We start from the raw sequence: 15,631 nt of genomic DNA on the forward strand, positions 1-15,631 counted from the left end.
GGGGTATCGCTGTGTTCCGTTCGTTCGTACAGGTCTTTGCCCTCTTGTGTGGCACGTCATTCCTGGTCATGGCCTCGGGCCTGCACGGGCTCCTGCTGCCGTTGCGCGGCGGGGCGGAAGGTTTTTCCACCACCTCCCTCGGTCTTCTCGGTACTGCCTGGGCCGGCGGGTTCATAACCGCCTGCCTGCTGGCGCCGCGCCTGGTGCGCCGCGTCGGCCACGTCCGGGCATTCAGCGCCTTTGCCGCCATTGCCGCCATTGTCGCGCTGATGACCGGTATCCTGGTGCATGCCACCGCCTGGATTGCGCTGCGGGCGCTGACCGGCTTTGCCATGGCCGGCGCCTACATGGTGATCGAAAGCTGGCTGAACGAGCGGGCGACCAATGCCAATCGCGGTCAGATCTTCGGCCTCTACATGGTGGTGAACTTTGCCTCCATCACGGCGGGCCAGATGATGATCGGCTTCGGCGACGTGCACAACGGCACGTTTTTCATGCTGACCGGCATCCTGTTCTGTCTGGCGCTGATTCCGACGGCCATTTCCACCGCCAGCAGCCCGAAACCGCTGACGGAAGTGCAGCTCGACCTCAAGGCGCTCTACCGCAATTCGCCGGTTGCCTTTGTCGGCTGCATGCTGATCGGCGTTGCCAATGGCGCGTTCGGCACGCTGGGCGCCGTCTACGGCGCGGCGACGGGCATCACCACCACGGAAATCGCGCTGATGATGAGCGCCTCCGTCATGGGCGGCGCCTTGATGCAGATACCGGTGGGGCGCATGTCCGACCGTACCGACCGGCGCTATGTCCTGGCGTTCGTCGCCGGTGCTGCGGCCATCATCGGCATCCTGATTTTCCTGATCGGCTCGCGTCAGGCAACGGTCATCCTGTTCATGACGGCGATCTATGGCGGACTGGCCTATACGCTCTATCCGGTGGCCGTGGCCCATGCCAACGACTATTCGGACTCGCAGAATTTCGTCAAGGTAACCGGCGGCCTGCTGCTGCTCTATGGCTTCGGCACCATGGTCGGGCCGATCCTCGGCGCCTGGGCCATGGAATATGTTGCGCCCGAAGGCCTGTTTGCGATCACCGCGCTGGCGCATGTCTCGATCATGACCCATGCCATCATCCGCTCGCGCATGCGGGCAGCCATGCCGATTGCCATGCGGGACAATTTCCAGACCGTTCCCTCGGAGCGGGCAACGCCCGAGGGCATCAAGCTCGATCCCCGGGCGGAAGCCCAGCCGGACTGAGGTTCGCAACGTTTTTCGTACAAAATGCGTTGACATTGACGGCAGTTTAAAACGACTATTCGGCATGGCCGAAACCGATGCATTTGCCGCCATTTCCGATCCGAACCGCCGCTATCTGCTGGAAGAGTTGCGGCGCGGTCCCAAGACCGTGAATGAACTGGCGCTTGGCCTGCCCATTTCGCGCCCGGCGGTATCCCAGCACCTGAAGGCGTTGCTGGATGCGCAACTGGTCAAGGTCAAGTCCGAGGGGACACGCCGGATTTACGCCGTCGACGACAGCGGCTTCTTTCACCTGAATTTATGGCTGGATCAATTCTGGAGCGAATGATGGCCGCGCGGCGTCCGGCCAATAAAAAAACCCGGTCGCAGACCGGGTTTTTGTTTTAGTGCCAGCCCAGCCGCCTCTCCGGCAACCGGCTGAAATTCTTCTTCTGTCGGCCAAAGGCTCTAATGGCGCGTGGCGGTCGATCTCAGTTTTTCGATTTGCTCTTTCAGCATGAGCTTGCGACGTTTCATATCGGTAATCTTCAGGTCGTCGGTGGCAGGACTTGCCAGCGCTTCGGAGATTTCCTTCTCGAGTGCACCATGCTTACGTTCAAGCGTTTCAAGATGAGACTCAATGGCCATCCGGCTTCTCCCTTGGTTGGTTTCCTACTCGTTCATGCTCTGCCGGCCAAAGGGCGAGATTATGACAGAGCCGTGACACTCTGCCACCACTTGAAGCAATTGTCGAATTTGTTTCGTAGGATTTTCTTGTCATGTAAAATATGGTATTGCCACGTGCTGATCCGGTATTCTCGAACGCCGGACCAGACATTGGATTCTTCTAAAGCAAAATACCGGGAATCACTGCATGTCCGACCAGGATCAGGCTGACATTCGATTGGCAGTCGCACGATTGAAACAGGAGCATCTGGATTTTGATGCCGCCATACAAGCGATGATCCAGGTTGGTTGTGACCAGCTTCGAATCCAGCGGATGAAAAAGAAGAAGCTCATCATCAAAGACAAGCTCATCGAGCTTGAAGACAAGATCATCCCGGACATTATTGCCTGATTTTCAACAGCTTGTGACCGGCGGGCTGCCGATAACTTGCAGCGTCCCCACTTTTCCGTTAATCCCTGCACGCTCCGCTGATCAGAGGATGTTCAATGGCCGATAAACGCGCTGACGTCGCAATCATCATGGGTAGCCAGTCCGATTGGGCAACCATGCGCCACGCCGCCGAGACGCTCGATGCGCTCGGCATTTCCCACGATGACCGCATCGTTTCCGCCCACCGCACGCCGGACCGTTTGGTTGCTTTTGCCAAGGGCGCGCGCGATGCCGGTCTCAAGGTTGTGATCGCCGGTGCCGGCGGTGCTGCCCATCTTCCCGGGATGGCCGCTTCCATGACGCCGCTGCCGGTGTTCGGCGTGCCGGTGGAATCGAAAGCTCTTTCCGGACAGGATTCCCTCCTGTCCATTGTCCAGATGCCGGCTGGTATTCCCGTCGGCACCCTGGCGATCGGCCGTGCCGGTGCGGTCAATGCCGCCCTTTTGGCTGCGGCTGTTCTGGCACTGAACGATGCCGCACTGGCAAAACGGCTTGACGACTGGCGCACGGCGCAGAGCGAAAAGGTCGCCGAACGGCCATCTGACGAGGCATGAGATGATTGCAGCAGGATCGACTATCGGCATTATCGGCGGGGGACAGCTCGGCCGTATGCTTGCCATGGCAGCGGCGCGTCTCGGCTATCGCACCGTCATTCTCGAACCGCAGGCGGACTGTCCGGCCGCGCAGGTTGCCAATGAGCAGATCGTGGCGGCCTATGACGATCCCGATGCGCTGGAGCGTCTGGCAGAGCTGAGCGATGTCATCACCTACGAATTCGAAAACGTGCCGGTCGATGCGGCCGAGACATTGAATGAAGCCACGCCGGTCTTTCCGCCGCCCGAGGCGCTGAAAGTGTCGCAGGACCGGGTGACCGAAAAGCGCTTCCTCAACAAGGCCGGCATCCCGACAGCGCAATGGCGCATTGTCGAGAATGAGGGCGATCTGGAAGCGGCGCTTCTTGCCTTCGAGGGCAAGGGCATCCTCAAGACCCGCCGCTTCGGCTATGACGGCAAGGGCCAGGTCAAGTTTTCCGGCGCCAAGGGCGAAGACGCCAAGGCGGGCTTTGCCGCCATCGGCAGCGTCCCGGCCATTCTGGAAGGTCTGGTCGATTTCACCCGTGAGATTTCGGTGATCGCGGCGCGCGACGAGGCAGGCAATATCCGCATCTACGACATTGCCGAGAACGTGCACAGGGACGGCATTCTGGCGACGTCGACCGTACCGGTGTCCGTATCGTCGACGATCGCAGGGCTTGCGGCCGATTCGGCGCGCAAGCTGCTCGAGGCTCTCAATTATGTCGGTGTTCTTGGCATGGAGTTCTTCGTGCTGGCCAACGGAACGCTGCTGGCCAATGAATTTGCCCCGCGCGTGCACAATTCAGGTCACTGGACGGAAGCCGCCTGCGCGGTCTCGCAGTTCGAGCAGCATATCCGTGCGGTTGCCGGGCTGCCGCTGGGCGATACGCGGCGCCATTCCGATTGCGTGATGGAAAATCTCATCGGCGACGACGTGGCCAAACTCCCGGCGATTCTGGCGGAAAGCGGGGCCGTCGTGCATCTCTACGGCAAGGCCGATGCACGTCCCGGCCGCAAGATGGGCCACGTCACGCGCATTACAAAGCGGCTGTAGGGGCAAATAAATTCACTCCCGATGCATGAATCGCCATATGAATCATGAGTCGGGAGTTGACAATCGGGGCAATCCTTGGCTATTTCCCCGCAACGTGTTTCCGGCGCGCTCCAGAGGCGCGCTTTATTATTGGTGCCCGGTTTCGGGCGTAAAGATACCGGTGCTGAAATGAAGATCAAGAATTCGCTCAAGGCTCTCAAAGGCCGTCATCGTGACAATCAGCTGGTGCGCCGCAAGGGCCGCATCTACATCATCAACAAGACTGCGCCGCGTTTCAAAGCGCGCCAGGGCTGATTTACCGTTTCACGGTTATTTGCATTTGACGTTTCGCTGATACGGGCTACGATCCGTATCATGCGGAACGTTTTTGCGTTTTTTATCGGATCTGTCCTGATGATGTCGCCGGCGCTGGCACTGGCGCAGGAAACGTCCGGGACTGACGCTCCCGCGCCTGCACCGCAGGCATCCGCGCTGCCGGGCAAGACCCTGGCCGAAAAGCGCTCCGCCCGCCTCGACGAGCTGTTCTTTGCCCTGAAGCGCGAGCGCAATGAAGCCAAAGCCACCCGCATCGCCGAACAGATCCAGGCGCAGTGGCAGAATTCCGGCAGTGCGACCGTCGATCTGATGATGCAGTGGGCGGCCCTCGCCATGACGGAAAAGAAATATGCCGTCGCGCTGGATTTTCTCGATCAGGTCACCGTGATGAAACCGGATTTTGCCGAGGGCTGGAACCGGCGTGCCACGGTCAATTTCCTGATGAATGATTACGGACGGTCGATGGCCGATATCCAGAAGACGCTGTCGCTGGAGCCGCGTCATTTCGGGGCGCTGGCGGGGCTGGCGGCCATCCTGAAGGATACCGGCAACAAGGAAGGCGCCCTGCATGCCTTCGAGCAGGTTCTTGCGGTCTATCCGATGATGCGCGAGGCGCAGAAGCAGGCGGGCCAACTGGCCGAGGAGCTGACCGGTCAGCGTACCTGATTTTTTGGGTATTTCCGGGCCGGCGGCCTGTTGCCGCCAGCCCGAATGATGCTTTTTAGATCCCCGTCAGCCCGTCCGAGCCGATATAGGCAATGCGCAGCATGTTGGTCGAGCCCGGCGTGCGCAGCGGCACACCGGCCGAGATGATGATGCGGTCACCCGGATTGCCGAATTCTTCCTGATAGGCGATGTGGCAGGCGCGGTCGACCATGTCGTCAAGATCGGTTGCATCTTCCGTGACAACGCAGTGCAGGCCCCAGACGAGCGAGAGCTTGCGCGCCGTCTCGACAACCGGCGACAGGGCGATGATCGGCAGCAATGGCCGTTCACGCGCCGCGCGCAGGCCCGTGGTGCCCGATGCCGTATAGGTGACGATGGCGGACAGGTTGAGCGTTTCGGCGATCTGCCGGGCAGCAAGCGAAATGGCGTCCGCGCCGGTGGCATTCGGCTCGGGGCGCTGCGCATGGATGATGCCGGGATAGTTCGGGTCGCGCTCGACCTCTTCGGCGATGCGGGCCATGGTGGAGACCGCTTCGACCGGGTAGTCACCGGCGGCCGATTCGGCTGATAGCATCACGGCATCGGCGCCTTCGAACACGGCGGTTGCCACGTCGGACACTTCGGCGCGGGTCGGGACCGGCGCGGTGATCATCGATTCCAGCATCTGCGTGGCGACGACGACCGGCTTGCCGGCGCGGCGGCAGGCGCGGATGATCTGTTTCTGGATGCCGGGAACGGATTCCAGCGGCATTTCAACGCCAAGATCGCCACGGGCAACCATCAGCGCATCGGAGAGCTCGATGATCTCAGCAAGGCGGGTGACGGCCTGCGGCTTCTCGATCTTCGAGAGCAGGGCAACGCGGCCGCGCGAGATCTTGCGCACTTCGGCAAGATCCTCCGGCCGCTGGATAAACGACAGGGCCACCCAGTCGACCTCTTCCTGCAGCACGGCATCGAGATCGCGGCGGTCCTTTTCCGTCAGGGCGCCGACGCCCAGCGTGGTATCGGGCAGGCTGACGCCCTTCTTGTCGGAAATCTTGGTGCCGGACACGACGCGGCAGGTGATCGACTTGCCATCGGACGATTCGGCGACCAGCGCCAGCTTGCCGTCATCGATCAGCAGGCGGTGGCCCGCTTCGACCGCTTCGAGAATTTCCGGATGCGGCAGGAACACGCGGGTGTTGTCGCCCAGCGCTTCATTGTTGTCGAGGGTGAATATCTGGCCGGGAACGAGGTCGACCTTGCCCTCGGCGAACTTGCCGACGCGCAGCTTTGGTCCCTGCAGATCGGCGAGAATGCCGATCGGGCGGCCCACTTCCTTTTCGACATTGCGCAGGCGGCGCACGAGTTCGCGCATGAGATCATGGCTGGCATGGCTCATGTTGATGCGGAACACGTCGGCACCGGCTTCGAACAATTTGCGAATCATCGCTTCGTCGGATGAAGCGGGACCCAGTGTGGCGAGGATTTTGACCTTACGGCGGCGTCTCATCGAGGAGGGGTATCCGTTACAATTGGAGCTGAGGGAGGATTTTCTTCCGTAAGCTGGACCATCCAGCTTGATTGTTCGCCGGTATCATACTCCTGAAATCCCGCCCGCTGAAACCCGCGTGCAAAACAGTCATTGATACCGGTAATCTTGAATTGGTTTTCCGCCACGCACATGTTGACCTTGCCATCCCAGCGGCCGCCGCTCTGGGCGTCCTCGGCATAGAGGTAGTAATAGCGCGACGTCAGCGGACCGACGACCAGCGTGGTGCAGGAGGATGCGTTGACATGCCACCAGCCTTCGGTGATCCAGCCGGTCTTCGCCCGGTAGCCAAGCGCGACACCCACCAGATTTTGCGTGGTGTTGCACACGCGAAAATCCGCATGGGCCTCCTCCGGCGCAAAGACACTGCCTGCTACGAAAATGAATAAAAAAGCCGCTAGAAAGCTGCTCCATCGCGTCCGCTGATGCTGGTCAGCGCGGAAAATGATGCCCCTGCGCAATATTGCCTCCGTCCGTCTTAGACTCCTTTTCCGCAGTTTCACATGCATTGTCAACGCGCTAATGGGCGGAACATGCCGTTCCTGCTGACCTGTGACAAAAGATTGATGGTTGCATTCCCGATCAGGGCATGAAACACAAAAAATTCTCCCGAATAATCGCGCAAGAGAACGTTCCAATGCCGTTTTCCCCCTTTCATCTCGTCCATGGCAGCAATGACAGAGGGCTGGTGCTTCTGGCCGATCATGCCCACCGGGATCTGCCGGAGGAATACGGCTCCCTCGGGCTGCCGCCGCAGCAGTTCGAGCGGCATATCGCCTATGATATCGGCGTCGAGCCGTTGACGCGCAAACTGGCGGCAATGCTCGGCGTTCCGGCTGTGCTGGGCGGGTTTTCCCGCCTGCTGATCGATCCGAACCGCGGCGAAGACGATCCCACGCTGATCATGCGCCTGTCCGACGGGGCGATCATTCCGGGAAACAACCCGATGCCGGACGCCGAGCATCAAAGACGCGTGAATGATTTCTATCGCCCCTATCACGCGGCTGTTTCGGATATGATCCAGGCGGTTGCCGGGGCGAGCGGCAAGGCACCGCTGGTCATTTCCATCCATTCCTTCACCGCCTTCTGGAAAACGACGCCGCGGCCGTGGCATGCGGGCATTCTCTGGGACAGCGATCCGCGCGCGGTCGTGCCGCTCATAAAAGCCCTGGAAGCCGATCCGCAACTGGTGGTCGGTGACAATGAGCCTTATGACGGTGCCCTGCGCAATGACACGATGTTCAAGCATTGCATCGTGCCGGGGCTCGCCCATGCGCTGATCGAGGTGCGGCAGGATCTGATCGCCGACGAGAAGGGTGTCGACGAATGGGCAGACCGGCTTGCCCCGATCCTTGACGCGATCAACGCCGATCCCGATATACATGTTATCAGGCAATACGGCTCGCGCACCGGCCCACTGGAAGAGGTTTGATCATGAGCAATGTCAGCGAAGAACAGCGTATCGCCCTTGAAGCCGCTGCGTTCCGGCGGCTGCTGGAGCATCTGCGCGCGCGCAGCGACGTGCAGAACATCGACCTGATGAATCTGGCCGGTTTCTGCCGCAACTGCCTGTCCAACTGGTATCGCGAAGCGGCAGATGCGGCGGGCGTGCCCCTGTCAAAGGATGAATCGCGTGAGATCATCTATGGCGAACCCTACGCGCAATGGCAGGCCAAGCACCAGCGCGAGGCCAGCGATGCGCAGAAGGCCGCCTTTGAGGTCAACAAGCCTTCGCATTGACGAACCACGCCGCAGCGGCGGCCGAAACCGCCCTGATCCCGACTCTATTGTCTTGACTCATTGCGCTGTGGTCGGGCATCGGAACCGCAGAGGCGGCGTTCGCGAGTCGCACAATCAATTTTTACGGAGCAAGATATGAGCATGGATGATGTAGCGCCACAGGGCGGTGTCGAAGGTGTTGCGGCTGCGGAATTGCGGCAGTTCATCGAGCGCATCGAGCGCCTTGAGGAAGAAAAGACCACGCTTCAGGACGACATCAAGGAAGTGATGGCGGAAGCCAAGGGCCGCGGCTACGACACCAAGATCATCCGCACGATCGTCCGCCTGCGCAAGAAGGACGCCAATGAGCGCAAGGAAGAGGAAGCGATCCTCGAGCTGTACATGAACGCCCTCGGCATGGTCTGAGCCTTCAGGACAAACGACGGCTGAAACGGGATTGGATGTGCAGATAGTGCTGCACCCTATCCAATCCCGTTTGGTCAGCTGCACGGCGCGCCCTGCGGGCAGCTTGCTCAAGACGACCCCTACAAAACCCCGGCGCCGGGATATTCCCCCAGAAGATTTGCAAGCAGTTCAAGCATGCTCGCCCGGACATCGGCGAGGCTCTGCGATGCCAGAATTTCCAGGCCGATCAGCGCCCCGTAGAGAATCCGGGCATTTGTTCCGCTCCGGTCTGCGGACTGGCCGCACGTCCGGAAAAGCTGCACGAGATAGGCCAGGCGCCGTTCATCCACCGATTTGAGGATTGCCGCGGTCTTGGCGTCATGCCGGGCCCATTCGCGGATGGCGCTTTCGGTCCGGTCGCCGCCATAGGCCGAACTTGGCACGCCGGTTGCCTCGATCACCAGTGCCTGTAGCTGCTCCCGGGGCGTTGTCCCGATGGCCTCGACATCGCTGATGATGGCATCGGTCGCCAGATACTGCCAGTGCGCCAGCATCTGCGCCTTCAGCGCCGGCACATCCCTGAAATGCCAGTAAAACGAGCCCTTGCTGACCTTGAGATCGCGGGCAATCGCCTCGGCCCGGATCGCCTGCGCGCCGCCCTGGCTCAGGGCGCGGAAGGCGGCGCTGATCCAGTCTTCGGCTGAGAGGGTCTTTCGGGTCGGCATTCCCATTCCATACGCTGGCGTATTGACGAGGGCAAGCGGCAATGTTTATATACGCCACCGTATGGTCGACTGGATTGAAGGACGTATCATGAGCAAATGCGCTGCCGCCGCTGCAATCGTGTCCCCGGTCACGCTCCACATCCTGGCGGGCAGGCCATGATGTACACTCTGGCATGGCTCGTGTTCATCGTGCTGACCATTGTCGCGGCGCTGCATCTCTACTGGGGGTTCGGCGGCCTGTGGCCGGCGCGCGATCAACTGTCCCTGGCTCGGACCGTGGTCGGGTCGAAGGGAATTGCCGCAATGCCGTCACGCGGGGTGACCGCTGTCGTTGCCGCCCTGATCTTCACCGCCGGTGTTCTCGCCCCGATGCAGATGTCCCTCATTCCGGCGCTGTTGCCGGCCTGGCTGCTCCGTCTCGGCATGCTGGTGCTGACGGTCATATTCCTTGCGCGCGGCGGCCTCAGCTTCACGGCATTTTTCCGCAACCGGCAGGCCGAGGAGCCCTTCCTGACGCTGGACCGCCGCTATTACGGTCCGCTGTGCCTCGCCATCGGGGCGGGTTTCGCTGTGCTGCTGTTCGCCTGAATGCGCCGCGCATTTTTGACTTTGAACGTTTGAAGGGCGCTGCGCGATATTAAACTTCACATGAAGCATCGCGAACGGCTTTAAATTTCTTGAACTGGCCCGGCGACGGGTATAATCGTCTCGCTGCCCACCTATCTTTTCATGATCCATTTCTCTTCCGACTGATGTGATCTGCCGGCATTCGCGTTGGGGCAGCCGCCTCAGCCGTCAGGGAGTAAAATCAATGTCCGTATCCACAGCGCAACTGTCCATCAAGGCGCCCGCCAATTCGCGGTCCCGCGTCATCCTGGCCAGCCTGATTGGCACCACCATCGAATTCTACGATTTCTACGTCTATGCGACCGCCGCCGTGCTGGTCTTCCCGCATCTGTTCTTTCCGCCCGGCAACGAAACGACGGCCCTTCTGTCCTCCTTCGCCATTTTCGGCGCCGCCATGGTGGCACGCCCGCTCGGTGCGATCTTCTTCGGCCATCTCGGCGACAAGCGCGGCCGCAAGATCACGCTGGTCGGTGCGCTTCTGACCATGGGTATCGCCACCTTCCTCATCGGCGCCCTGCCGACCTTTGCAACCGTGGGCTGGTTTGCCCCGGCCATGCTGGTCGTGCTGCGGCTGGCGCAGGGGTTTGCGCTGGGCGGTGAATGGAGCGGTGCGGCGCTGGTCGCCACCGAGAACGCCCCCGAGGGAAAGCGCGCGATCTTCGGTACGTTTCCGCAACTGGGCGCGCCCATCGGCTTCATCATCGCCAATGGCCTGTTCCTGATCATCGCGGCCATCCTGCCGTCGGATGATCCGTCGCGGCCCTCCCTCGCATTCCTCGACTGGGGCTGGCGCATTCCGTTCCTGTTTTCCGCCGTCATGGTGATCGTCGGCCTGTGGGTCCGGCTCAACCTGGTCGAAAGCACCGCCTTCGAGAAAACCGTCAGCAAAGGCGAGATCAAGAAGGTGCCGCTGGTGTCCGTGTTCCAGTCGCATTGGAAGCAGCTCGTGCTCGGCACATTCTACATGCTTGCCACCTATGTGCTGTTCTACCTGATGACCACGTTCTCGCTCAGCTATGGCCGCGCCGCCACGGCCGGACCGATTGCCGGTCTCGGCTATGACTACACGACCTTCGTCCTGATGATGATTGTCGGCGTGGTGTTCTTCGGCATCTTCACCCTGGTGTCCGGACCATGGGCGGACCGCTGGGGCCGCCGCAAGACACTGATCTGGGTGACGCTTGGCATTATCGTGTTCGGCCTCCTGTGGGTGCCGATGCTGTCTCTGGGCAATGTTGGCGTCATGGCCTGGCTGATCCTCGGCTTCACCCTGATGGGAATGACGTTCGGTCCGATGGGCGCCCTGCTGCCGGAACTGTTCCCGGTGAGCATGCGCTACACCGGATCGGGCATTTCCTACAATGTCTCGTCGATCCTCGGCGCCGCGGTTGCCCCTTTCATTGCGATTGCGTTGTGGAAGCTCGGTGGCGGCAGCCCGTTCTGGGTTGGCGTCTATCTCTCGGCCATGGCCGTGCTGACATTGATCGCGCTGATCATCGGCAAGGAAACCAAGGACGTCGATATCGAGGCTTGAGATTTCCGGTCGCTGAATAAAAAAGGCGCGGCCCGCTGAAAAAGCGAGCCGCGCCTTGTTTTTATGATGATTTATTTAGTAGTTTGGATCGTAGACTAGGCGGTCGCGGCTTGCCGGGCGGTCATAGACCGGCGCGCGGTTCTGATTCTGCTTGGCAAGCGATCCGATGATCACGGCACCGAGCGCCAGTCCGGCAACACCGGCGATAATGGCCGTGTCGCGGTTCTTGTGACGGTCGGAACGCTCGGACCGGTAGTCCCGGTTGCGGTAGTAATCCCGTTCGCGATAGTAGTCATCGCCGCGGTCGCGGTAGTAGCTGTCGCGATAGGAGCGCTCGCCGGACCAGCCGCCATCATCGTAGGAAGAATAGTAGTCGCCGGCCTGCGCCGGAGCCGATTGGAGGCTGATTGCGCTGATCGAAACGGCAGCAACCAGAAGAGCAGCGAGTATCTTTTTCATCATGCGGTCCTCAACGTTAATTCGTTGAGCACAGATATAGAGCCCGCCGGCTGAACCGGTGATGAATGCTGCCGTTAGCTCTCGTTCACAGGGTGATGGTCCGGGCCTGCACCTGCAGGGCGCGGCCGGCGCCCCAGCCGAAAATGGCAACGCCAACGCCGAGCAGCACAAACAGGATGGCCGTCGCCGCATAGCTTTCCGTGACGCTGTGGATCAGGCCGACAAGCAGCGGACCGATGGCGGCGAGCATGTAGCCGACGCATTGGGCCATGCCGGAGAGATGCGAGGCGACATGCGAATCGGGCGAGCGCAGCACGATCATGGTCATGGCGATGGCAATGAGCCCGCCCTGGCCGATGCCCTGGATGACAGCCCACAGCCAGACCGTGGAGATCGGCGCAAACAGCAGGCCGAGCAGGCCGGCAACGGCAATCGTGACCAGCGCCACATTGATCAGGCTCTGATTGCGGCAACGCACGGCAATCGACGGCACGAGCAGGCAGGTGAAGACCTGCGCCATGACCGACACGGAAACCACGACACCGGCGGTCGTCCCGTCAAGGCCGCGATCGCGCAGGATGGGCGCCAGCCAGCCGAAGACGCAGTAGGCGAGTGCCGACTGCAGGCCCATGAACAGGGTGACCTGCCATGCCAGACGGTCGTTCCAGAGGCCGATCACCTTGAAGCCCGCATGTTTGGTGCGGACCTTGCGGGCAAGGGCCTGCGGCAGCCAGATCGCGGTGACAACCAGCGCCGGCAAGGCCCAGGCGCTGAGCGCCAGCGACCATGATCCGCCCAGCATCTTCTGCACCGGCAGGGTCAGGCCGGCGGCACTGGCCGCGCCCGCGCACAGCGCCATGGTGTAGAGGCCGGTCATCATGCCGGTGCGGCTGGCGAAATCGCGCTTCACCAGACCGGGCAGCAGCACATTGCCGATGGCGATGCAGCCGCCCGCCAGCGCCGTGCCGATGAACAGCAGCGGCAGGGATTCGAGTCCGCGCAGGGCGGTGCCGAGCGCCAGCAGAAGGAGAACGCCGAGGAGCGTGCGCTCCGCGCCGATGCGCTGGGCGAGACGCGGCGCCAGCGGGGCAAACAGGCCAAGGCAGAGCACCGGCAGCGTGGTGAGCACGCCCGCGCCGAAGGATGACAGTCCGGTCTGGGCGATGATTTCCGGCAAAAGCACCGACGCGCTGGAGAAAACCGGGCGCAGATTGTAGGCGATGAGAACGAGGCTGAGGCCGAACAGAATCTGCGCGCCAGGGGTTTTGAAATCCGGCACGCGCGGCTGGGGAACGCTGTCCACCTCGGCATCGACAAGCTGTTCGGCGGCAATGTTCAGATCCGCTGCCAGGCGGCTGGGGTGTTCAGGCGGAAGATGCTGATTCATGATGCGAGCAACCGATCGAGTTCGATGAGGAGGGGAGCCATGAAGGCGCGGGCGGTGGATGCCGCCTTGTCCGGATCGCCGGATTCAATCGCGTCGATGATGGCCGCGTGGGCCGCCATATCCGGTTCGGGCAGCTCGCCCGTGACCGTGGCCCGGATGATTTCCTGGGTGGAAACCGAGAAGAATTCGTAGACTTCGATGAGGGCGAGATTGCACGAGGCGGCGACGACCGCCTTGTGGAAGGCGAGATCGTGCTCGACATAATAATCGTGCCGGGCCGTAGCGTATTCGCCGCGATCGGCCAGCAGCTGGCGCAGGTCGGCAACAACCTCCGGAGTGTGGCGCAAGGCCGCCAGCCGCGCCGCTTCGACTTCCAAGGCGCAGCGCGCCTCGACCTGGTCGCGCAGGCCGGTGCGCCTGATCCGCAACAGGCTTTCGTCCGGGTTGATGATCGAGCGGACATAGGTGCCGGAGCCCTGCTTGGTCTCGAGAAATCCCTGCGCGACGAGAACCCGCACCGCTTCGCGCACGGTTCCGCGGCTGACGCCGAGCATGTCGGCGAGGGCCGCCTCATTGGGGATGCGGTCGCCGACCGGCCAGCGATTGCTGACGATTTCGGCGCGTATATTGTCAATCGCCGTATCGGCCAGATTGGTGCGGGCGGCAGGCTGCATGGCGTAGAAGTCCCATAGTCATCAGATGACTTGATAATTATGGGACTGCGGGGCGCCTGTCAAGGCGCCCAGATGGACAGAGACTGGCGGAGACTGGCGTCTCAGCGGTAGATCACGATCGGCCGGCGATGAACAATGATGGGAGCCGGGCGCTCGATGATCACGGTTCTTGGCCCGAATGCTTCGAGCGGGAACCAATAGCCGCGATAGAAGCGGTAGCCCGGCCGGTAATAGCCGTAGCCGCGGTGGCCATTGTAGTAATAGCCGTCGTGCCAGCCGTAATAGCCGTGCCGCCAGTAGACGGGCTCGGCCTGGGATTGCAGGTGTTCGCCCTGTACCGGCAGGAGCGGCAGGGCGCTGGCGGTTTGTGCTCCGGCAAGCGTGGCAATGGCGACAAGACCGCCGGTAATCATGCTCAGGATGGTTCTCATGATAGCCTCTTCAAAGGGTTGGTTGGTGGTTCACGTTCTGATCAGCCCTTGCAGGGACCGGTCAAAGGGGCGGTTCGGAAAGAGCGTTTGCATCGTGCGCTCGGGTTCGAGACCAAAGGTTTCTGCGGCAAGCGCCGCGATCAGCGCGTCAAGATCCATGGTGGGTTTCAGGTCGCGGTTTTCATAAAGTGCATTCGGGGCAAGGCCCGGCCAGTCCGCCAGGATGCGGCCGCCGTTGACGGCGCCACCGAGGATGAGCGCGGTTGTCGCGGTGCCATGGTCGGTCCCGCCGGTGCCGTTGGCGGCGGCGGTGCGGCCGAATTCGGTAGCCACCAGCACGGTGGTCTGCTGCCAGACGTCGCCAAGCCCGTCGCGCATGGCATCGATCATGGCATCGAGCGCCTTGAGCTGGTTGGCAAGCCGGTTCTCCTGGCCGCTATGGGTATCCCAGCCGCTGGTTTCGATCATGGCGATGCGCGGGCCGTCAGGCCGGACAAGCGCCTCGGCGGCGGTTCTGCCGGCGGCGGCGGGATTCTGGCGGGTTTCCATGTCGTGGAACAAGCCGCGCGCCTCCATCGCCGCGCTCCAGACCGGATGAAACTGCTGGTCCCGGTCGTAGAGCTGCGCCACCCGCAGCAGGAGATCGTCGGATGCTTCCGGCAGGTTCGAGGGTGCGTAGGAGGTAACGTCAGCCGCGCCGCGCAGGGCAGCCGGTATGGTCGGCGCAAAGGCAATGGCCTTGTCAGCCGATTTTGGCAGCAGCGTCACCAGCCGGTTCAGCCAGCCATCCCGGATCTGGTAGGGGCTGGTGCCGCCGGTCTCGAGAACGTTCTGGCCGTCGAAGTGCGAGCGCTCGCGGTAGGGTGAGGCGACGGCGTGCACGAACAGCGCCTGCCGGTTGCCGTAGAGCGTTCCCATGCCGGTGAGCGCGGGATGCAGGGCGAACATGCCGTCGAGCTTGATGGCATCTGAAGTCTGGATCGCGAGGCTGCCGCGCAACTGCGCATAGGCGGGGTCGGCATAGGGCACGACGATGTTGAGGCCATCGGCGGCGCCGCGCTGGATGATGAAGACGAAGCGGCGGTCGCTCGCCACATTGGCAAAGACGATACGCGGCGCCACGAGCATCGATCCCGCCCCGATGGCGGCCAGACGCAGAAAATCCCGGCGGTTGGTCATG

The 15,631-nt window shown here is 61.8% G+C and carries 21 protein-coding genes; 12 read left to right on the forward strand and 9 right to left on the reverse strand.

Annotated features, from left to right (window positions below):
• Nucleotides 1-11 precede the first annotated feature (11 nt).
• Together ACIQWS_RS14790 and ACIQWS_RS14795 are read left to right on the forward strand one after the other, a co-directional pair.
• Nucleotides 12-1,253, forward strand: coding sequence for an MFS transporter (locus ACIQWS_RS14790; protein ID WP_223613698.1), 1,242 nt, complete (start codon nucleotides 12-14; stop codon nucleotides 1,251-1,253).
• Between the two features lie 64 nt (nucleotides 1,254-1,317).
• Nucleotides 1,318-1,581: a helix-turn-helix transcriptional regulator gene (locus ACIQWS_RS14795; protein WP_223613697.1), complete on the forward strand. Its 264-nt coding sequence runs from the start codon at nucleotides 1,318-1,320 to the stop codon at nucleotides 1,579-1,581.
• Nucleotides 1,582-1,700: 119 nt separating this feature from the next.
• Here the strand turns inward: ACIQWS_RS14795 and ACIQWS_RS14800 are convergent, their stop codons facing one another.
• Complete coding sequence (locus tag ACIQWS_RS14800) at nucleotides 1,701-1,880, reverse strand: YdcH family protein (RefSeq protein WP_105734402.1); 180 nt, start codon at nucleotides 1,878-1,880, stop codon at nucleotides 1,701-1,703.
• A 226-nt stretch (nucleotides 1,881-2,106) separates the two neighbouring features.
• Between ACIQWS_RS14800 and ACIQWS_RS14805 the strand changes: the two genes are divergently transcribed.
• From ACIQWS_RS14805 to ACIQWS_RS14825, 5 genes are all read left to right on the forward strand, one after another.
• Nucleotides 2,107-2,310, forward strand: coding sequence for a YdcH family protein (locus tag ACIQWS_RS14805; protein ID WP_008128260.1), 204 nt, complete (start codon nucleotides 2,107-2,109; stop codon nucleotides 2,308-2,310).
• Between the two features lie 95 nt (nucleotides 2,311-2,405).
• Nucleotides 2,406-2,903, forward strand: a complete 498-nt coding sequence (gene purE / locus ACIQWS_RS14810) for a 5-(carboxyamino)imidazole ribonucleotide mutase (RefSeq protein WP_223613696.1) — start codon at nucleotides 2,406-2,408, stop codon at nucleotides 2,901-2,903.
• A 1-nt stretch (nucleotide 2,904) separates the two neighbouring features.
• Nucleotides 2,905-3,978, forward strand: a complete 1,074-nt coding sequence (locus ACIQWS_RS14815; protein ID WP_346307256.1) for a 5-(carboxyamino)imidazole ribonucleotide synthase — start codon at nucleotides 2,905-2,907, stop codon at nucleotides 3,976-3,978.
• A 168-nt stretch (nucleotides 3,979-4,146) separates the two neighbouring features.
• Nucleotides 4,147-4,272: a type B 50S ribosomal protein L36 gene (ykgO, locus tag ACIQWS_RS14820; protein WP_091880250.1), complete on the forward strand. Its 126-nt coding sequence runs from the start codon at nucleotides 4,147-4,149 to the stop codon at nucleotides 4,270-4,272.
• Between the two features lie 99 nt (nucleotides 4,273-4,371).
• The gene (locus ACIQWS_RS14825; protein ID WP_403180514.1) at nucleotides 4,372-4,959 is read left to right on the forward strand and encodes a hypothetical protein; all 588 of its coding nucleotides are present in this window, start codon (nucleotides 4,372-4,374) and stop codon (nucleotides 4,957-4,959) included.
• Between the two features lie 55 nt (nucleotides 4,960-5,014).
• Here the strand turns inward: ACIQWS_RS14825 and pyk are convergent, their stop codons facing one another.
• The gene (pyk, locus tag ACIQWS_RS14830; RefSeq protein ID WP_223613694.1) at nucleotides 5,015-6,451 is read right to left on the reverse strand and encodes a pyruvate kinase; all 1,437 of its coding nucleotides are present in this window, start codon (nucleotides 6,449-6,451) and stop codon (nucleotides 5,015-5,017) included.
• On the reverse strand, nucleotides 6,448-6,999 hold the full coding sequence (locus ACIQWS_RS14835; protein ID WP_403181027.1) for a DUF1036 domain-containing protein: 552 nt from the start codon (nucleotides 6,997-6,999) through the stop codon (nucleotides 6,448-6,450). The genes pyk and ACIQWS_RS14835 overlap by 4 nt, the downstream gene beginning before the upstream one ends.
• 128 nt (nucleotides 7,000-7,127) lie before the next feature.
• Here ACIQWS_RS14835 and ACIQWS_RS14840 point away from each other — a divergent pair, with 128 nt between their 5' ends.
• The 3 genes from ACIQWS_RS14840 to ACIQWS_RS14850 all read left to right on the forward strand — a co-directional run bounded on the left by ACIQWS_RS14840 (nucleotide 7,128) and on the right by ACIQWS_RS14850 (nucleotide 8,635).
• Nucleotides 7,128-7,922 carry an N-formylglutamate amidohydrolase gene (locus ACIQWS_RS14840; RefSeq protein WP_403180519.1) on the forward strand — a complete coding sequence of 265 codons (795 nt, stop codon included), beginning with the start codon at nucleotides 7,128-7,130 and terminating at the stop codon, nucleotides 7,920-7,922.
• Between the two features lie 2 nt (nucleotides 7,923-7,924).
• On the forward strand, nucleotides 7,925-8,230 hold the full coding sequence (locus tag ACIQWS_RS14845) for a DUF1244 domain-containing protein (protein WP_346307259.1): 306 nt from the start codon (nucleotides 7,925-7,927) through the stop codon (nucleotides 8,228-8,230).
• A 135-nt stretch (nucleotides 8,231-8,365) separates the two neighbouring features.
• Entirely contained in the window at nucleotides 8,366-8,635 is a 270-nt protein-coding gene (locus ACIQWS_RS14850) for a DUF2312 domain-containing protein (protein WP_175540565.1), read from the forward strand.
• Between the two features lie 119 nt (nucleotides 8,636-8,754).
• On the opposite strand, the gene ACIQWS_RS14855 is transcribed toward ACIQWS_RS14850, so the two are convergent.
• A complete protein-coding gene (locus ACIQWS_RS14855; protein ID WP_403180523.1) occupies nucleotides 8,755-9,339 on the reverse strand; it encodes a TetR/AcrR family transcriptional regulator in 585 nt (194 codons plus the stop codon).
• A 156-nt stretch (nucleotides 9,340-9,495) separates the two neighbouring features.
• Between ACIQWS_RS14855 and ACIQWS_RS14860 the strand changes: the two genes are divergently transcribed.
• Nucleotides 9,496-9,927: a DUF3995 domain-containing protein gene (locus ACIQWS_RS14860; protein WP_403180527.1), complete on the forward strand. Its 432-nt coding sequence runs from the start codon at nucleotides 9,496-9,498 to the stop codon at nucleotides 9,925-9,927.
• Between the two features lie 223 nt (nucleotides 9,928-10,150).
• Complete coding sequence (locus tag ACIQWS_RS14865) at nucleotides 10,151-11,500, forward strand: MFS transporter (protein ID WP_403180530.1); 1,350 nt, start codon at nucleotides 10,151-10,153, stop codon at nucleotides 11,498-11,500.
• A gap of 75 nt (nucleotides 11,501-11,575) precedes the next feature.
• Here ACIQWS_RS14865 and ACIQWS_RS14870 read toward each other — a convergent pair whose 3' ends face one another.
• From ACIQWS_RS14870 to ACIQWS_RS14890, 5 genes are all read right to left on the reverse strand, one after another.
• Nucleotides 11,576-11,959 carry a hypothetical protein gene (locus ACIQWS_RS14870; RefSeq protein ID WP_403180534.1) on the reverse strand — a complete coding sequence of 128 codons (384 nt, stop codon included), beginning with the start codon at nucleotides 11,957-11,959 and terminating at the stop codon, nucleotides 11,576-11,578.
• Nucleotides 11,960-12,044: 85 nt separating this feature from the next.
• Complete coding sequence (locus tag ACIQWS_RS14875) at nucleotides 12,045-13,346, reverse strand: CynX/NimT family MFS transporter (protein ID WP_403180537.1); 1,302 nt, start codon at nucleotides 13,344-13,346, stop codon at nucleotides 12,045-12,047.
• Nucleotides 13,343-14,020 carry a FadR/GntR family transcriptional regulator gene (locus ACIQWS_RS14880; protein WP_223613688.1) on the reverse strand — a complete coding sequence of 226 codons (678 nt, stop codon included), beginning with the start codon at nucleotides 14,018-14,020 and terminating at the stop codon, nucleotides 13,343-13,345. The genes ACIQWS_RS14875 and ACIQWS_RS14880 overlap by 4 nt, the downstream gene beginning before the upstream one ends.
• 101 nt (nucleotides 14,021-14,121) lie before the next feature.
• A complete protein-coding gene (locus tag ACIQWS_RS14885; protein WP_346307265.1) occupies nucleotides 14,122-14,451 on the reverse strand; it encodes a hypothetical protein in 330 nt (109 codons plus the stop codon).
• Between the two features lie 30 nt (nucleotides 14,452-14,481).
• Nucleotides 14,482-15,630 carry a DUF1501 domain-containing protein gene (locus ACIQWS_RS14890; RefSeq protein ID WP_403180543.1) on the reverse strand — a complete coding sequence of 383 codons (1,149 nt, stop codon included), beginning with the start codon at nucleotides 15,628-15,630 and terminating at the stop codon, nucleotides 14,482-14,484.
• Nucleotide 15,631 lies beyond the last annotated feature (1 nt).

It is taken from the genome of Phyllobacterium sp. NPDC097923, from assembly GCF_044760925.1.
Lineage (GTDB): Bacteria > Pseudomonadota > Alphaproteobacteria > Rhizobiales > Rhizobiaceae > Phyllobacterium > Phyllobacterium calauticae.